This window comes from Paracoccus sp. ME4, from assembly GCF_046736325.1.
Classification (GTDB): Bacteria; Pseudomonadota; Alphaproteobacteria; order Rhodobacterales; family Rhodobacteraceae; genus Paracoccus.
Map to the genome: position 1 here is coordinate 2,612,316 of NZ_CP151276.1, position 17,192 is coordinate 2,629,507.

Consider the following 17,192-nt stretch of genomic DNA (forward strand, 5'->3'; position numbering starts at 1 on the left):
GGCCGCGCCGCTCGCGATCGCCATCGTGAAGCCGCGGTCAGCCATTCAGGCTGGTAGCGGCCCGATCCAGGCGGGCCACGGCCTCGGCGATCTCCTCGTCGGTGATGGTCAGCGGCGGCAGCAGGCGCAGCGTGTCATCGGCCGCCGGCACGGTCAGCAGATGCTGGTCATAGGCGGCGCGCACCAGATCGGTGGGCGCGACGCGGCATTTCAGGCCCAGCATCAGCCCCTGCCCCCGCACGCCCTCGAAGACCTGCGGATGCGCCGCGACCAGCCCCTCCAGCCTCTGGCGAAACAGAGCGGCCTTGCGGTTCACCTCGGCCAGGAAGGCAGGGTTGGCCACGATCCCCATGACCGCCGCGCCGACCGCGCAGGCCAGCGGGTTGCCGCCATAGGTCGAGCCATGCGTCCCCGCGACCATGCCCGCCGCCGCGCCTTCCGTCGCCAGCACGGCGCCCAGGGGAAAGCCGCCGCCGATGCCCTTGGCGACCATCATGATGTCGGGCGCGATCCCCGCATACTCATGCGCGAACAGCCGCCCCGTCCGGCCCATGCCGCATTGCACCTCGTCCAGCACCAGCAGCGCGCCGGTCCGGTCGCAGATCTCGCGCAGGCCCTGCAGGCAGGCGTCGGGCAGCGGGCGGATACCACCCTCGCCCTGCACCGGCTCGACCATGATCGCGGCGGTGCGGTCGCTGACCGCGGCCCTGAGCGCCTCGTGATCGCCGAAGGGCAGCGTGCGGAAGCCCGGCATCAGCGGGCCGAAGCCCTTGACCATCTTCTCGGACCCCGCCGCGGCGATGGCCCCGGTGGAGCGCCCGTGGAACGCCCCCGAGAAGGTCAGGATCTCGATCCGCTCGGGGTCGCCCGCATGGTCCCAATGCTTGCGCACCATCTTGATGGCCAGCTCGGCCGCCTCGGTGCCGGAGTTGGTGAAGAACACCGTGTCGGCGAAGGTATGTTCGACCAGCAGGTCGGCCAGCCGCTCCTGCTCGGGGATCTGGTAGAGGTTCGAGACGTGCCAGATCCGCCCCGCCTGCTCGGTCAGCGCCGCGACAAGGTCGGGATGCGCATGGCCCAGCACGTTGACCGCGATGCCCGCGCCCAGGTCCAGGTATCGCGTCCCGTCGACGGTGACGGCCCAGGAGCCCTCGCCGCGTTCGAAGGCAAGGGGCGCACGGTTATAGGTCGGCAGGACATGCGGGATCATGGATCTGGCCTTTGCAGCGATGGAAGGGGGGCGGGCAGGCGATCAGGGATGCGGACCGGTCAGGTCGCATCAGCGTCGGTTGGAACGGGCGCGTCGCTTGCTCATGGCGCGAAGGATGCGCAGCTTTGCCCCCCTGCGCAAGCGCGAAAACCGTCCGGAGGTCTCGTTTCCCGATCCGGCGGGGCGGCTGTGCCGAAACATCCGGTGAACACCGCCCGCATGCCGCCCGCGCCGCGCCGCGCCGGGGTTCAGGGCTTCATGCGATAGCCGGACCGCAGCCAGCGCCACGCCAGGGTCAGCACCGCCGCGACCACGCCCGCGCAGATCAGCGCGCCGCGCCAGACCGGCGCGTCGCTGACCCCGGTCACGCCATAGCGCGCCCCGTCGATCAGGTAGAAGATCGGGTTCCAGTGCGACAGCGTGTTGAAGGGCTGCGGCAGCGCCTGCACCGAATAGAAGGTGCCCGACAGGAAGCTCAGCGGCGTGATGACGAAATTGGTGATCGCCGCCATCTGGTCGAACTTCTGCGCCATGATCCCAGCCAGGATGCCCAAGCCTCCCAGCATCAGCGCCGCCAGCAGCACGAACAGCGCCGCCCACCCGGGATGCGCGATGCCGCGTCCGGTGACCAGCACCATGCCCGTGCCGATCACCGTGGCCACCAGCCCCGCCCGCACCACCGACCCGGTCAGATAGCCCGCCAGCAGCTCCCCCGCCGACAGGGGCGGCATCAGCGTGTCGACGATGTTGCCCTGCACCTTGGCCGCGGTGATCGAGCTGGAGGTGTTGGCGAAGGCGTTCTGGATCACCGTCATCATCAGGATGCCCGGCCCCAGGAAGACCAGATAGGGCAGGCCCATGATCTCTCCGCGCCCCTGACCCAGGGCCAGCGCGAAGACCACCACGAACAGCCCCGCCGTCATCAGCGGCGCAAAGATCGTCTGCTGCCAGACGGCCATGAAGCGCATGACCTCACGCCGCGCCAGCGTGGCAAGGCCCAGCCAGTTCACGCAACCGAACCGGCGCACCCCCATCGCGGGGCTTTCGGAAAGGGGCGGCATGGCGGGGGTGCGGGCCTCGGTCATCTGGCGGTCCTTGAATTTGTGGCGCATGGCGGCTAAATCTCGGCATCCCGTATGTGACGGGACCAATCGCAGGTTACAAGATGGGGCGGCAGGTCAGACCCGCCCGGAAAGGCTGCCATGTCCTGGACGGATGAACGTGTCGAGACGCTGAAGCGCATGTGGTCCGAGGGCCAGTCCGCCAGCGCCATCGCCAAGGAGCTGGGCGGCGTGACGCGCAACGCGGTGATCGGCAAGGTCCACCGCCTCGGACTGTCGAACCGCAACGAGGAGCCCGAGGCAGCCCCCGCCCCCGAGCCGGTGGTCGAGGCGAGGCCCGCCGCCCGTCCGGCCGCCGCGGCTCAGCCCGCCCCCGCCCAGCCCGCGCCCCAGCCCGAGACGGTCCAGCGCGCGCCCCAGGCCGAGCCCGTCCAGCCCGCCCGCCCCGAACCCGCGGCAGCCCCCACGCGCCCCGAGCCCGAGGTGGCGACCCAGCCCGCCTTCGTGCCGATCCCGCGCCGGCCCATCGTGCCCGCGGGCCAGCCGCTGCCGCCGCAGCCTTCCGCGAACGAGATCAGCCCCGAGGCCCTCGCCTCGGTCCGCGAGGTCGAGAAGCGCGCCCGCAAGCTGACCCTGATGGAACTGACCGAGCGGACCTGCAAATGGCCGATCGGCGATCCGGCCACCGACAAGTTCTGGTTCTGCGGCCTGCCCTCGGTCGCGGGCAAGCCCTATTGCGAGGCCCATGTCGGCGTCGCCTTCCAGCCGATGAGCAGCCGCCGCGACCGTCGGCGCTGATCCCGTCGTGGCGGGCCGCCCGGCCCGCCCGACCCATACGGTCTTGCCAAGCCCCTCCGCGCCGCCTACTGCGTTCCGATTATGTGATGATATATCATTGCATGATTCGAACGACCACAGAAGGACCGGTCCGATGCCCCTCCGCTTCCCCCTCACCGCACGCCTTGTCATGGCCGCCGCGATCGCGCTGACCGGACCTGCCTTGGCCAAGGACGGCGCCCCCGCGCATGATCATGCCCACGACCATGAGCACGCCCACGACCACGATCACGGCCATGGGCACGATCACGCCCATCCCCGAAGCGCCGAGGCCCAGGCCATCTATGACGGATATTTCGACGACGATCAGATCGAGGCCCGGCCCCTGTCGGATTACGCCGGCGACTGGCAGTCGGTCTTTCCGCTGCTGCAGGACGGCACGCTGGCTCCGGTGATGGCGCGCAAGGCCGAGAACGGCGATAGGACCGCCGAGGAATACACCGACTATTACCGCACCGGCTATGCGACCGACACGGACCGGATCACGATCGACGGGGATGTGGTGACCTTCCACGCGGGGGGCACGCAGGTCTCGGGCACCTATGCCGATGACGGGTTCGAGGTGCTGACCTATGCGCGCGGCAATCGCGGCGTCCGCTACGTCTTCGCCAAGACCGCGGGCGATGCCGGCGCCCCGGCCTTCATCCAGTTCAGCGACCATGGCATCGCACCGGCGCAGGCCGGCCATTTCCACCTCTATTGGGGCGACGACCGCGCGGCGCTGCTGGAGGAGGTGACGAACTGGCCCACCTACTATCCCGCCGCGATGACCCCCGAGCAGATCGTGGAGGAGATGCTGGCCCACTGAGCCCCCGCCGCCCCGGCCCCGCCGCGCGGTGGGGTCGGCACGCCACGGCGCACTTTTCAACCGGGCGCAACGCGGCTAGAGAGACGCGACCCCGAAAGGACGCACCATGGCCCGCCACCTGATCACCTCGGCCCTGCCCTACATCAACGGCATCAAGCATCTGGGCAACCTCGTCGGCTCGCAATTGCCGGCCGACCTCTATGCCCGCTATCTGCGGGCGCGCGGCCATGAGGTGATGTTCATCTGCGCCACCGACGAACACGGCACCCCGGCCGAGCTGGCCGCCGCCAAGACCGGCGAGGCCGTGGCCGACTATTGCGCGCGCATGCATGCCGAACAGAAGGCGCTGGCCGACGGCTTCGGACTGTCCTTCGACCATTACGGCCGGTCCTCCAGCGACCGCAACCGCGCGCTGACCCAGCATTTTGCCGGCCGCCTGGCCGATCAGGGCTATATCCGCGAGGTGGTGGAGAGCCAGGTCTATTCCCATGCCGACGGCCGCTTCCTGCCGGACCGCTACATCGAGGGCACCTGCCCCAATTGCGGCTATGACAAGGCCCGCGGCGATCAGTGCGAGAACTGCACCAAGCAGTTGGACCCGACCGACCTGATCGCCCCCCGCAGCGCCATCAGCGGCTCCACCGACCTGGAAGTGCGCGAGACCAAGCACCTCTACCTGCGCCAATCCGCCCTGAAGGGCGAGATCGCAGCCTGGATCGACGCCAAGACCGACTGGCCGATCCTGACGACCTCCATCGCGCGGAAATGGCTGAACGACGGCGACGGGCTGCAGGACCGCGGCATCACCCGCGACCTGGACTGGGGCGTGCCGGTCCGGCGCGGCGATGAGGACTGGCCGGGGATGGAGGGCAAGGTCTTCTACGTCTGGTTCGATGCGCCCATCGAATATATCGCGGCGACCGCGGAATGGGCCGATGCGGCGGGCGCCGACGACGCCGCCTGGCGCCGCTGGTGGCGTCTGGATGAGGGCGCGGAGGACGTGACCTACACCCAGTTCATGGGCAAGGACAACGTGCCCTTCCACACGCTCTCCTTCCCCGCGACCCTGATCGGCTCGGGCGAGCCGTGGAAGATGGTCGACTACATCAAGTCCTTCAACTACCTGACCTATCAGGGCGGACAGTTCAGCACCTCGCAGGGTCGCGGCGTGTTCATGGACCACGCGCTGGAGATTCTGCCCGCCGATTACTGGCGCTGGTGGCTCCTGTCCCACGCCCCCGAATCCGGCGACAGCGAATTCACCTGGGAGAATTTCCAGCAATCCGTGAACAAGGACCTGGCCGACGTGCTGGGCAACTTCGTCAGCCGCATCACCAAGTTCTGCCGCGCCAAGTTCGGCGAGGCGGTCCCCGAAGGCCCCGCCTACGGCCCGGCCGAACAGGCGCTGATCGAGGCGCTGACCGCGCGCATCCGCACCTACGAGGCCAACATGGCCGCGATGGAGGTCCGCAAGGCCGCCTCGGAACTGCGCGCCATCTGGGTTCTGGGCAACGAATATCTGCAGGCGGCCGCGCCCTGGACGGTCTTCAAGACCGATCCCGAACAGGCCGCGATGCAGGTACGCATGGGCCTGAACCTCGTGCGCCTCTATGGCGTACTGTCGGCGCCCTTCATCCCCTTCGCGGCGGAGGGCATGCTGCAGGCGATGGGCGCGACCGGTGCCGAATGGCCGCAGGACATCGCCCACGACCTCCAAGCGCTGGCCCCCGGCCATGCCTTCACCGTTCCCGAGGTGATGTTCGCCAAGATCGGCGACGACGACCGCGCTGCCTGGGAAGCCCGCTTCCAGGGCGTGCGCGCCTGACCCCAGCCCCAGACCGGAGAGCGCCATGACCCACTGCATCCTGATCGGAGCCCCCGTGGACGAGGGGCAGCGCCGCCCCGGCTGCCTGATGGGCCCCGCCGCCTATCGCACGGCAGGCCTTGCCGCGACGCTGCAGGCCCTGGGCCACAGCGTCGAGGACCGGGGCGACGTCACGCCCGACGCACCGGGCGGCGAGACCTGCGCCAACCCGGCGGTCCATCACCTGCCCGAGACCATCGCCTGGACCCGCGCCCTGCACCGCGCGACCGAAGACGCCCTGCCCCACGGCATGCCGATCATCATGGGGGGCGACCATTCGCTGGCCTTGGGCACGGTCGCAGGCGTGGCCGCCCATGCGCAGGCGCAGGGCCGCCAGCAGTTCGTGATCTGGCTGGACGCGCATAGCGACTTCCATACCGTCGCCAGCACGACCTCGGGCAACCTGCACGGCACGCCGATGGCCTATGCGAACGGCATGCCGGGATTCGACCCCTTCCCGCCCTTCCCCGCGCCGATCCCCGGCGAGAACATCTGCATGTTCGGCATCCGCAGCGTCGATCCTGCCGAACATGCCGCGATGGAGCCGACCGAGATCACCGTGAACGACATGCGCGTACTGGACGAACAGGGCATCGTCGCGCCCCTGCGCGCCTTCCTGGACAGGGTGCGTGCGGCGGACGGGCTGCTGCATGTCAGCCTGGACGTGGACTTCCTCGACCCCTCGATCGCGCCTGCGGTCGGCACGACGGTCCCCGGCGGCGCGACCTTCCGCGAGGCGCATCTGGTGATGGAGTTGCTGCACGAATCGGGCCTGGTCACGTCGCTCGACCTCGTGGAGCTGAACCCCTTCCTCGACGAACGCGGCCGCACCGCGCGACTGATGGTCGATCTGGTGGGTAGCCTGATGGGCCGGAAGGTCTTCGACCGCCCGACCCGCAGCTACGGCTGACCGCGCCGCTTCTTCTTCACTCAAATATCCCGCGGGGGTCCGGGGGCGCGAAGCCCCCGGCCTTTCTCACCAGACTTTCGCCTCGCGGTCATGGAACCGCTGCGCCGCCGCCGCGACGAAGGCTGCGGGCTCCAGCTTGGTCACGCCCTTGTCCGGCACCACCCCGGCCGCCGCCAGCAGCTTGGCCGAGGCCTCGTCCGCCCCGATCGCCTTCAGATGCGCGAAGGCGTCCGAAACGAAATCGACCGCCGGCTTGAACTTGGCCAGTTTCGCCCCGTCCTCGGCCCCCAGCACCAGCGCCACCGCATCGAACAGCACCGACGGCGATCCCGCCAGCTGCGCATCGGCCTGGCCGCGCGCCTTGGCGATCATCACCACGCTGCCGCCCTCGGCCTCGACCGCGTCGCGGATGGCCTCGGCACGGTCCGTGTCGCCCGTCTCCCCGATCAGGATGCCGACCTTGCGCCCCTTCAGCGTCGCCTTGGCCTGCTTCATGATCGACAGAGCGTCCGACGGCGCCATGTCCACGGGTTCGCGCGCGGGCACGGCGGCATCGGGCAGGTCCTCAGCCAGACCCTCGGCCACCATCTCGGCCAGTTCCTCGTCCACGACCCGCAGATGGCCCAGCACGCGGCGGATCACATGCTCCAACCCGACCTTCGACAGCTCGAAGGTGATCGCATCGGCGATGTGGCGCTGCTCCACCTCGGTCTGGCTGCGATAGAACAGCCGCGCCTGGCTGTAATGGTCGGCGAAGGTCTCGGACCGCACGCGCAGCTTCTCGGCAGGGTCGTTGCCCAGCTCGGTCATCGACCGCACGGTGGCAAAGCCCTGATCGCTGGCGCGGGGACCGGGGTCCTCGCCCGCCTGATCCAGGCTGTTCGGCTCGTAATTCGCGCGGCCCTTGGGCACGGCCATCTGCATCATCCCGTCGCGCTGGAAATTGTGCATCGGGCATTTCGGCGCATTGACCGGGATCTGGTGGAAGTTCGTCGTGCCAAGCCGCGACTTCTGCGTGTCCAGATAGCTGAACAGCCGCCCCTGCAGCAGCGGATCGTCGGTGAAGTCGATCCCCGGAACCACGTTCGACGGCAGGAAGGCGACCTGCTCGGTCTCGGCGAAGAAGTTGTCCGGGTTGCGGTCCAGCACCATGCGCCCGACGATGCGGACAGGGATGTCCTCCTCGGGGATCAGCTTGGTCGCGTCCAGTACGTCATAGGGCTGCTGTGCCGCCCATTCCGCGTCGAAGGTCTGGATGCCCAGATCCCATTCCGGGAAATCGCCCGCCTCGATCGCCTCGTAGAGGTCCTGACGGTGATAATCGGGATTGGCCCCCGCGGTCTTGACCGCCTCGTTCCAAGTCTGGCTCTGCAGGCCAAGGCGCGGTTTCCAGTGGAACTTGACGAAGGTGGACCGTCCCTCGGCGTTCACCAGCCGGAAGGTATGGACGCCAAAGCCCTCGATCATGCGGAGGCTGCGCGGGATGCCCCGGTCCGACATGGCCCACATGACCATGTGCATGGATTCGGGCATCAGCGACACGAAGTCCCAGAACGTGTCATGCGCGCTGGCGGCCTGGGGATAGCCCTTGTCGGCCTCCATCTTGACCGAATGGATCAGGTCGGGAAACTTGATGGCGTCCTGGATGAAGAAGACCGGGATGTTGTTGCCGACCAGGTCCCAGTTCCCTTCCTCGGTATAGAACTTGACCGCAAATCCGCGCACGTCGCGGGGCGTGTCCACGCTGCCCGCACCGCCCGCCACGGTCGAGAAGCGCACGAAGACCGGCGTGCGGCCGGCCTTGGCCAGAACGCCCGCGCGGGTCAGCTCCGGGATCGGGTCGGTGCATTCGAAATAGCCATGCGCGCCCGAGCCGCGGGCATGGACGATCCGCTCCGGAATGCGCTCATGGTCAAAATGGAAAATCTTTTCGCGAAGGACGAAGTCCTCCAGCAGGGTGGGGCCGCGCGCCCCCGCGCGCAGGCTGTTCTGGTTGTCGCCGATGGGGACGCCGTGATTGGTGGTCAGGGCCTCACCGCCGGTCTGGCGGGTCTCTCCTCCGGTGCCTCGGCTCTCGGTGATGCGGGACATGGCATGCTCCTCTGCTGGCGCTGTCCCGGCCCAACAGCGCCCGCCCCCAAGGGTTCCGGATTCGGTTGACTATGGTTTGTTCACTGGCTTGCCCTGCGGCGCCGGTCCTGCGATATGCAGAGGTGATGATGATGCGGACGTGGCGAAATCGGTAGACGCACCAGACTTTGACAATTGGAGTGCCCGGGCGGGAAACCCCCGGTGCAGAACCGCTCAAATTCGGGGAACGCTGTGGGGGGTCGCGACCCGCCGTGCCAATCCCGAGCCAAGCCCCGATCCGGGGAAGGTGTAGAGACTAGACGGGCGGCGCCTAACGTCTTCGGACCATGGCGAAGGGATAGTCCAGACCACGAACGGGCCCAGGGTCCGGCGGCGAAAGTCGAAGTGGTACGAAAATCTGTTTTCCGCAAGGAAGTGCGGGTTCAAGTCCCGCCGTCCGCACCATCATCATCCCCCGCCGCCGGGGCGGGTCAGCCGACCAGAGGCCGCGCCTGCGCCACGTGACGCTCGACCAGACGACGCACCTTCGCGCCGCGCACCAGGTCGCGCGCCGGGGTGGCGGCGTCGTCGCGCGTGGTCAGGCCGGGGAAGATCGCCTCGATCTCGTCCAGGGCGGCCTGACCCAGGGCGCGCAGCGCCTGCGGGCCGGGATAGAGCGACTCGGTCAGCGCGCCGTTCGACGACAGGACCTGATGATCCTCGCACATCAGGTGGCAGTAGGTGACGGCGTCGACCGTCTCGTCCACGGCGATGCCCGGCAGGCCGGTCAGGTGGCAGGCGGGCGCTAGGACCTCGTCGGTGCCGAACATGCGCTGCGCGATGGCCGAACGGATCAGCACCCGGTGCTGGGGCGAGACGAGCAGATCGGCCTCGGGCTGCCCCGCGCCGAGCGCGCCGGCCGCGATGCGGATCGGGCGCAGCGCCGGGCGCGCGGCCAGGTCCACCGCGTCCAGATGCCGCATGCCCGTCCAGCGCAGCCGCTGATGGCCGGCATCGCGCGTCCAGACCATGTCGTCGGCGCGCAGATTCTCGACCGGGCGCGGGCCCTGGTCGGTCAGGATCATCGTCCCGGCCGCGAAGCAGATGATGATGAGGTCCTGGATGCTGGGCGCGAACGAGATGCGCGCGACATAGGTCTCGACCGGCAGCGGCGTCGCGTCCAGGACCTCGACCGAGTAGAGCTGCGTGATGTCGCGCCAGTCGCGCAGATCGTCCAGCGACGGGCGGAAGAACCTGTCGCCGTTGCGCATCTGGATCATCACGCCTTCCTGATCCATGGTCGTGTTGTCGGGGAAGGTCAGACGATAGTCGACGCGCAGGAAGCCGGTGATCTGGCTGATCTCGCGGCTGCCGTCCACCGGATCGCGATAGGAGAAGTCGCTGACGCGGCTGCCGTTGTAGGTGGTCGCATAGGCCTGGGTCCAACCCGTCTCGCGCGTGAAGATGGTGCGCGTCTCGCCGACCAGGCTGACCGGGCGGATCTGCTCGGGGCCGACGGCGCGCAGCCCGGTCAGCGCATCTGCCTCGGCCGCGGTCGCCGGAGATCCGGGCGTGGTGTTGATCTGCGGCGCGCGGCCGATCCACATCCAGGTGACGGTATTGGTCATGTCTGATCTGCCCTTTGAAAAAGGGCAGGCTTATTGACGCCGGGCTCGGCGGACCATCTGGCTATATGTATAGCACAATTCGAACCGAACGGATCATTACTTGATTGATCGATCAGCAAACATTGGGTCGCCCGCGATGAAAAAGCCCGGCAATCGCTGCGATTGCCGGGCCTGACGCCTGCGGATCACGGGCTGTGACGTTACGTCACATCACGTCTCGACGGGTTGCGGCTCGCGCGGAGGGCGCCCGATGATCTCCCGCAGGGCCTCCAGCTCGATGAAGTTGTCGGCCTGACGGCGCAGGTCGTCGGCGATCATCGGCGGTTGGCTGCGGATGGTCGAGACGACCGAGACGCGCACCCCCTGCCGCTGCAGCGATTCGACCAGCGGGCGGAAATCGCCATCGCCCGAGAACAGCACCGCATGGTCCAGCCGGGGCGCAAGCTCCATCGCATCGACGGTCAGCTCGATGTCCATGTTGCCCTTGATCTTGCGGCGGCCCATCCCGTCCGTGTATTCCCGCGCCGGTTTGGTGACCACGCAGAAGCCGTTGTAGTGCAGCCAGTCGACCAGCGGACGGATCGGCGAGTACTCCTCGCCCTCCAGCAGCGCGGTGTAATAATAGGCCCGCACCAGCTTGCCGCGCCGGTCGAACTCCTGGCGCAGCAGCTTGTAGTCGATGTCGAATCCCAGTGACTTTGCGGCCGCATAGAGGTTTGCACCGTCTATGAAGATCGCCAACCTGTCGTCTTTGTAGAACATTCGCTGTTGCCTTTGATAAAGCCGGGCGTCCACGGCACGGGCGCGACCAGGGTGAGGGACCTGACGATGTCTGCCGCCTCATGCCATGAAGCTGTAAAGAATGAGGAAAGCTTGGTTAACCTGTCTTTTGGTATCGTCGCCCTCGGGGCGAACCTTCCCTTGTCGGATCAGGATCCGGTGGTGACCCTGCGCACGACGTTGGGCATTCTGCATAAGCGTCCGGGCATTTCAATCTCTGCCGTCAGCCGCATCTGGCGGAGTTCCGCCGTCCCGGCCGGGTCCGGGCCGGACTATGCCAATGCGGTGGCGCTGGTGCACACGGCCATGGACGCGGCCGAGCTGCTGGCCTGCCTGCACGGGATCGAGGCCGATCACGGCCGCGACCGCAGCACCGGGCGGTGGGGCGCGCGGGTGCTGGACCTGGACCTGATCGCGCTGGACGACCGGATCTGCCCCGACGCCGCGACGCTTCGCACCTGGATCGACCTGCCCGCGGCGGAACAGACGCGCCGCACGCCGGACCGCCTGCTGCTGCCCCATCCGCGGATGCAGGACCGCGCCTTCGTGCTGGCCCCCCTGGCCGAGGTCGCGCCAAGCTGGTGCCATCCGCTGACCGGGCGCAGCGTGGCGGCGATGCTGGCCGATCTGGGACCGGACGCCCTGGCCGGGATGCAGCCCGTCGCCGCAGCCCATTCGCCAGGTTTTGCTTGACATTCCGGGCTGGTGCGACCATCAGTCCGGTTCGCCCCGAATGTCCGATTCGCAACTGCACAGGTGATCCATGGCCCGCGTAACGGTCGAAGACTGCGTCGACAAGGTTCCGAACCGCTTTGATCTGGTGATGCTGGCATCGCACCGCGCGCGCGAGATCGCGGCGGGCAGCCCCGCCACCGTCGACCGCGACAACGACAAGAACCCGGTGGTCGCCCTGCGCGAGATCGCCGAGGAGACCCAGCCCGTCGACGATCTGCGCGAGCGGATGATCGAGTCGACCCAGACCCAGATCGAGGTCGACGAGCCCGAGGAGGACGCCATGGCGCTGCTCTTGGGCGCCGAGGTGGACCGTCCCAAACCTTCGGACGAGGAGTCCGAGGAGCGCATGCTGCGCATGATGCTGGAAGCCAACCAGCGCGCCTGACACCGCCAGCACAGAGGTCTTCGACAGCACCATGATCGACGTCGAAGACCTGCTGGCCCTTGTCCGCAACTACAACCCCCGCAGCAACTGCGCCCTGATCCGCGATGCCTATGAATACGGCATGCGCATGCACGAGGGGCAGTTCCGCCATTCGGGCGAACCCTACTTCACCCATCCCATCGCCGTCGCCGCCATCCTGACCGAGATGCGCCTGGACGACGCGACCATCGTGACGGCCCTTCTGCACGACACGATCGAGGACACGCGATCGACCAAGGACGAGGTCGTCGCCATGTTCGGCGCCGAGATCGCCGAGCTGGTCGACGGGGTTACCAAGCTGACCAACCTGGAGCTGTCCTCCACCCAGTCCAAGCAGGCCGAGAACTTCCGCAAGCTGTTCATGGCCATGTCGCGCGACATGCGGGTCATCCTGGTCAAGCTGGCCGACCGACTGCACAACATGCGCACCATCCGCTCCATGCGCCCCGACAAGCAGGTCAAGAAGGCGCGCGAGACGATGGACATCTATGCCCCCCTGGCGGGCCGGATGGGCATGCAGTGGATGCGCGAGGAGCTGGAGGACCTGGCCTTCAAGGTCATCAACCCCGAGGCGCGCAGCTCGATCATCCGCCGCTTCGTCAGCCTGCAGCGCGACAGCGGCGACATCATCGGCCAGATCACCGCCGACATCCGCGCCGAGCTGGAGAAGGAGGGGATCGAGGCCACCGTCTTTGGCCGCGCCAAGAAGCCATTCAGCGTCTGGCGCAAGATGCAGGAGAAGCAGCTGGCCTTCTCGCGGCTGTCCGACATCTACGGCTTCCGGATCATCACCCGGACCGAGATGGACTGCTATCGCACCCTGGGCGTGATCCATCACCGCTGGCGCGCCGTGCCGGGCCGGTTCAAGGACTATATCAGCCAGCCGAAATCGAACGGCTACCGCTCGATCCACACCACCGTGTCGGGACGCGACGGCAAGCGGGTCGAGGTGCAGATCCGCACCCGCCAGATGCACGAGGTCGCCGAGGCCGGCGTGGCCGCGCATTGGGCGTATCGCGACGGCGTGCGCACCCGCAACCCCTTCGCGGTCGATCCCGCCGAGTGGATCGCCCAGCTGACCGACCGCTTCGACACCGAGGACCACAACGAGTTCCTGGAGCACGTCAAGCTGGAGATGTACCAGGACCAGGTGTTCTGCTTCACCCCCAAGGGCGACGTGATGCAGCTGCCGCGCGGCGCGACGCCGATCGACTTTGCCTATGCCATCCACACGCGGTTGGGCAATTCCTGCGTCGGCGCCAAGATCGACGGCATCCGCGTGCCCTTGTGGACGCGGCTGAAGAACGGGCAGTCGGTCGACATCATCTCTGCCTCGGGGCAGCGGCCGCAGGCGACGTGGCTGGACATCGTGGTCACCGGCCGGGCCAAGGCCGCGATCCGGCGCAGCTTGCGCGAGGAGGATCGCGACCGCTTCATGCGCCTCGGGCGCGAGCTGGTGCGCGTCAGCTTCGAGCATGTGGGCCGCAAGGTCACCGACAAGGCGCTGCGCACCGCGGCCAAGCAGATGGGCCTGCCCTCGGCCGAGGAGCTTCTGGCCCGCATCGGCAGCGCCGAGAACAGCGCCAAGGAGGTCCTGGGCGTCCTCTATCCCGAGCTGGCCGACCATCACGACGAGATCGACGGCAAGCGCCCCTTCGCAGGGCTGGAGGCCGACGCGAACTTCAAGCGCGCCCCCTGCTGCGCCCCCCTGCCCGGAGAGCGCATCGTGGGCATCACCTATCGCGGCGCGGGCGTGGTCATCCACGCCATCGACTGCCCGGTGCTGGCCGAGTTCGAGGACAGCCCCGACCGGTGGGTCGACCTGCAATGGCGCGAGGGGCGGCATCCGGCGGCCTATTCCACGGTGCTGAACCTGACCATCCGGCACGATGCGGGGGTGCTGGGGCGCATCTGCACCTTGATCGGGGCGCAGGGGGCGAATATCTCGAACCTCGAGTTCATCGCGCGCAAGCCCGACTTCTACCGCATCGAGGTCGAGGTCGAACTGCGCGACCATGAGCATCTGCACAACCTGCTGACCGCGCTGGAGGCGGAAAGCGACGTGGCGCAGGTGTCCCGGGTCAGGGATGCGGCGCTGAAACCCTGACCGCGGCGGGCCCTTGCCCGCCCCGACAGCCGAACGGGTGGTCTTCGTGTTCAAACGCCGCAAGCCGCGCAGCTATGGCCGCATCGCCACCGAGATGATCTATCCGCGCGGCGGCTGGCGCCGGTCCAGCGCCTATATCGCCCACCGCCTGCGCCGCCTGCCCGACCAGCCGCATCGCATCGCCCGCGGGGTGGCGGCGGGGATCATGGTCAACTTCACGCCGCTGTTCGGTTTCCACTTCCTGTCAGCGGCGGCGGTGGCCTGGATCATCCGCGGCAACATCCTGGCGGCCCTTCTGGCGACCTTCGTCGGAAATCCGGTGACGCTGCCCTTCATCGCGCTGATCTCGGTCGGGCTGGGCCGTCATATCCTGGGGCTGGAGGGCGAGCTGTCCCCACAGTTCATTTTCCACGAATTCACCAAGGCCACCGGAGAGCTGTGGCACAATGCTCGCGCCCTGTTCGGCCCCGAGGAGATGCACTGGTACAACCTGGGCGACTTCGTGGCGCAGGTGTTCTGGCCCTACATGGTCGGCGGCGTGATCGTGGGAACGGTCGCCGGGATCATCACGCATTACCTGACCGTGCCGATCTTCCTGGCCTATCAGCGGCGGCGGGACAAGAAGATGGCCGAACGCATCGCCCGCGCCGCCGCCCTGTCGGTGCGCCGGCGCGAGGCGGCGCGCGCGGACCGGGATCAGGTCTGATCTGCCCTCAATAGCCCCGTCCGCGATCGACTAGGTTCAGCAGCGGCCGCCCCGCCATGGCGCGGCGCAGGTTCTCGGCCACCACCGGGGCGGCGGTCGCGGGGCGCGTCTCGGCCGCGATATGGGGCGTGACGGTGACCTGCGGATGGGCCCAGAACGGATGAGCGGGAGGCAGCGGCTCGGTCGCGAAGACGTCCAGCACCGCGTGGGCGTCGGGGTCCTGCGCCAGCCGGTCCAGAAGCGCCGCCTCGTCGATCAGCGTGCCGCGACCCGGATTGATCAGCCAGGCCCCCGGCGGCAGCAGCGACAGGCGGCGCGCATCCATCAGGCCGCGCGTGCCGGGCGTGTCGGGCAGCAGGCAGATCAGGATCTGCGCCGTGGCCAGACCCTCGTCCAGCCGCTCCAGCGGCAGCGCTCGCACGCCGTGCATCGCCCGCCCCGAGGCGCTGATGCCCGTGACCGAAAAGCCCAGGTCGGTCAGCATCGCCGCCACCGCCCCGCCCAGGGCGCCCAGGCCCAGCACCGTCACCGGCCGTTCGGCGGCCAGCGGCGGCACCAGCCCGTTGCGCCAGACGCCGTCCTGCGCATAACGGTCCATGCCCAGATGCGCCCGCATCGTCCAGCCGACGCAGTATTCGGCCATGCCCTGCCGCAGCCCGGGATCGACCATGCGCGCCAGGGGCTGGGTCAGCGTCGCGTTGCCCACGATGCGCTCGACCCCGGCCCAGAGGCTCTGGACCAGCCGCGCGTTGCGATAGGGGGTGAAATCCGCGATGTCGCCGCCCGGCGCATAGATGATCGCGTCGAATGCGGCCGGGTCGCCTTCGCGCCGCAGGTCGATCTCGGGGCAGGCCGCGCGCAGCGCCGGGGCCCAGTCATCCCATGCCCCCTCGCGGGCGGAGAAGCGGACCCTCATCGTGGCCTGTGGACATGGGCGGATTGCACGAGGCCGAAGCCCAGCATCAGGATCATCAGCGAGGTCCCTCCGTAGCTGACCAGGGGAAGCGGCGATCCCTTGGCGGGCAGCAGCCCCATCACGGTCGCCATGTTGATCGCGAAATAGAGGAAGAACGCGCCCGAGATGCCGATGGTGATCAGACTGGCGAAGCGGTCGCGGTTCGTCAGCGCCGAGTAGAGGCAGAAGCCCAGGATCAGCATGTAGAGCGCCAGGAGCGACGAGGCGCCGATGAAGCCGAACTCCTCGGACAGGACGGTGAAGATGAAGTCGGTGTGCTTTTCGGGCAGGAAGTTCAGCCGCGACTGCGTGCCCTGCATGAAGCCGCGCCCCGACAGCCCGCCCGAGCCGAGGGCGATCTGGCTCTGGATGATGTTGTAGCCCGCCCCCAGGGGGTCGGAGGTGGGGTCCAGGAAGGTGTCGATGCGGCGGAACTGATAGTCCCGCAGCAGCTGCCAGTCGGTGCCGCGGCTGTTCATCACCGCCGCGACCAGCCCCACGGCCGCGCCGATCACCACCCCGAAATACCACAGCGACACGCCCGCCGCGAACATCACGATGCCGCCCCCCGCGACCAGCATGATCGAGGTACCCAGGTCGGGCTGCATCAGCACCAGCGCCGTGGGCGCCAGGATCAGCAGGACCGGCACCAGCACCCAGAGCGGCCGCGACACCCGGTTCAGCGGCAGCCAGTCGTAATAGGCCGCCAGCAGCAGCACGAGGGCGATCTTCATCAGCTCGGAGGGCTGGATGCGGATCGGGCCGATGTCGATCCAGCGCTGCGCACCCATGCCGATGACCCCGAACAGGTCCACCGCCACCAGCATCAGGAAGCAGGCCACATAGGCCGCGACCGAGATGCCGCGCCAGAACCACATCGGCACGAAGGCCAGGCCCAGCATGATCACCATGCCCACGGCAAAGCGGATCATCTGCGGCTCGGCCCAGGTGTCCATGCGCCCGCCCGCGACCGAATAGAGCATCAGGAAGCCGATGCAGCAGACGGCGGTGATCAGCAGGACCAGTGGCCAGTTGATGTAGAGGATCTTGCGGAACCCGGTCGGGACCTGCGCCACCTGATAGTCGAGATAGGACAT

15 protein-coding genes are annotated in these 17,192 nt (G+C 68.1%); 8 read left to right on the top strand and 7 right to left on the bottom strand.

Features of this window, described 5'->3' with window-relative positions; translation table 11 throughout:
- Positions 1-37: 37 nt before the first annotated feature.
- Positions 38-1,210: an aspartate aminotransferase family protein gene (locus tag AACG61_RS13330; protein WP_411837589.1), complete on the bottom strand. Its 1,173-nt coding sequence runs from the start codon at positions 1,208-1,210 to the stop codon at positions 38-40.
- A gap of 248 nt (positions 1,211-1,458) precedes the next feature.
- Positions 1,459-2,244, bottom strand: a complete 786-nt coding sequence (locus tag AACG61_RS13335) for an ABC transporter permease (protein ID WP_411839524.1) — start codon at positions 2,242-2,244, stop codon at positions 1,459-1,461.
- Positions 2,245-2,412: 168 nt separating this feature from the next.
- On the opposite strand from AACG61_RS13335, the gene AACG61_RS13340 reads away from it, so the two are divergent.
- The 4 genes from AACG61_RS13340 to rocF all read left to right on the top strand — a co-directional run bounded on the left by AACG61_RS13340 (position 2,413) and on the right by rocF (position 6,690).
- Positions 2,413-3,069, top strand: a complete 657-nt coding sequence (locus AACG61_RS13340; protein WP_411837590.1) for a GcrA family cell cycle regulator — start codon at positions 2,413-2,415, stop codon at positions 3,067-3,069.
- A gap of 133 nt (positions 3,070-3,202) precedes the next feature.
- Entirely contained in the window at positions 3,203-3,916 is a 714-nt protein-coding gene (locus AACG61_RS13345) for a metal-binding protein ZinT (RefSeq protein WP_411837591.1), read from the top strand.
- Between the two features lie 106 nt (positions 3,917-4,022).
- Positions 4,023-5,741, top strand: a complete 1,719-nt coding sequence (gene metG / locus AACG61_RS13350) for a methionine--tRNA ligase (protein WP_411837592.1) — start codon at positions 4,023-4,025, stop codon at positions 5,739-5,741.
- Between the two features lie 25 nt (positions 5,742-5,766).
- Positions 5,767-6,690, top strand: a complete 924-nt coding sequence (gene rocF, locus AACG61_RS13355) for an arginase (RefSeq protein WP_411837593.1) — start codon at positions 5,767-5,769, stop codon at positions 6,688-6,690.
- A gap of 66 nt (positions 6,691-6,756) precedes the next feature.
- Here the strand turns inward: rocF and AACG61_RS13360 are convergent, their stop codons facing one another.
- From AACG61_RS13360 to AACG61_RS13370, 3 genes are all read right to left on the bottom strand, one after another.
- Complete coding sequence (locus AACG61_RS13360) at positions 6,757-8,781, bottom strand: catalase (RefSeq protein ID WP_411837595.1); 2,025 nt, start codon at positions 8,779-8,781, stop codon at positions 6,757-6,759.
- A gap of 470 nt (positions 8,782-9,251) precedes the next feature.
- On the bottom strand, positions 9,252-10,388 hold the full coding sequence (locus AACG61_RS13365) for a Hint domain-containing protein (protein ID WP_411837596.1): 1,137 nt from the start codon (positions 10,386-10,388) through the stop codon (positions 9,252-9,254).
- A gap of 210 nt (positions 10,389-10,598) precedes the next feature.
- Positions 10,599-11,150, bottom strand: coding sequence for an NYN domain-containing protein (locus AACG61_RS13370; protein WP_411837597.1), 552 nt, complete (start codon positions 11,148-11,150; stop codon positions 10,599-10,601).
- A gap of 180 nt (positions 11,151-11,330) precedes the next feature.
- Here AACG61_RS13370 and folK point away from each other — a divergent pair, with 180 nt between their 5' ends.
- The 4 genes from folK to AACG61_RS13390 all read left to right on the top strand — a co-directional run bounded on the left by folK (position 11,331) and on the right by AACG61_RS13390 (position 15,140).
- Complete coding sequence (gene folK, locus AACG61_RS13375; RefSeq protein WP_411837598.1) at positions 11,331-11,861, top strand: 2-amino-4-hydroxy-6-hydroxymethyldihydropteridine diphosphokinase; 531 nt, start codon at positions 11,331-11,333, stop codon at positions 11,859-11,861.
- Positions 11,862-11,931: 70 nt separating this feature from the next.
- Positions 11,932-12,288, top strand: coding sequence for a DNA-directed RNA polymerase subunit omega (gene rpoZ / locus AACG61_RS13380; RefSeq protein ID WP_411837599.1), 357 nt, complete (start codon positions 11,932-11,934; stop codon positions 12,286-12,288).
- A 31-nt stretch (positions 12,289-12,319) separates the two neighbouring features.
- Complete coding sequence (locus AACG61_RS13385; protein ID WP_411837600.1) at positions 12,320-14,434, top strand: RelA/SpoT family protein; 2,115 nt, start codon at positions 12,320-12,322, stop codon at positions 14,432-14,434.
- 13 nt (positions 14,435-14,447) lie between these two features.
- Positions 14,448-15,140: a DUF2062 domain-containing protein gene (locus AACG61_RS13390; protein ID WP_411837601.1), complete on the top strand. Its 693-nt coding sequence runs from the start codon at positions 14,448-14,450 to the stop codon at positions 15,138-15,140.
- Between the two features lie 7 nt (positions 15,141-15,147).
- Here the strand turns inward: AACG61_RS13390 and AACG61_RS13395 are convergent, their stop codons facing one another.
- Together AACG61_RS13395 and rodA are read right to left on the bottom strand one after the other, a co-directional pair.
- Complete coding sequence (locus AACG61_RS13395; protein WP_411837602.1) at positions 15,148-16,056, bottom strand: 2-hydroxyacid dehydrogenase; 909 nt, start codon at positions 16,054-16,056, stop codon at positions 15,148-15,150.
- Entirely contained in the window at positions 16,053-17,192 is a 1,140-nt protein-coding gene (rodA, locus tag AACG61_RS13400) for a rod shape-determining protein RodA (RefSeq protein ID WP_411837603.1), read from the bottom strand. The genes AACG61_RS13395 and rodA overlap by 4 nt, the downstream gene beginning before the upstream one ends.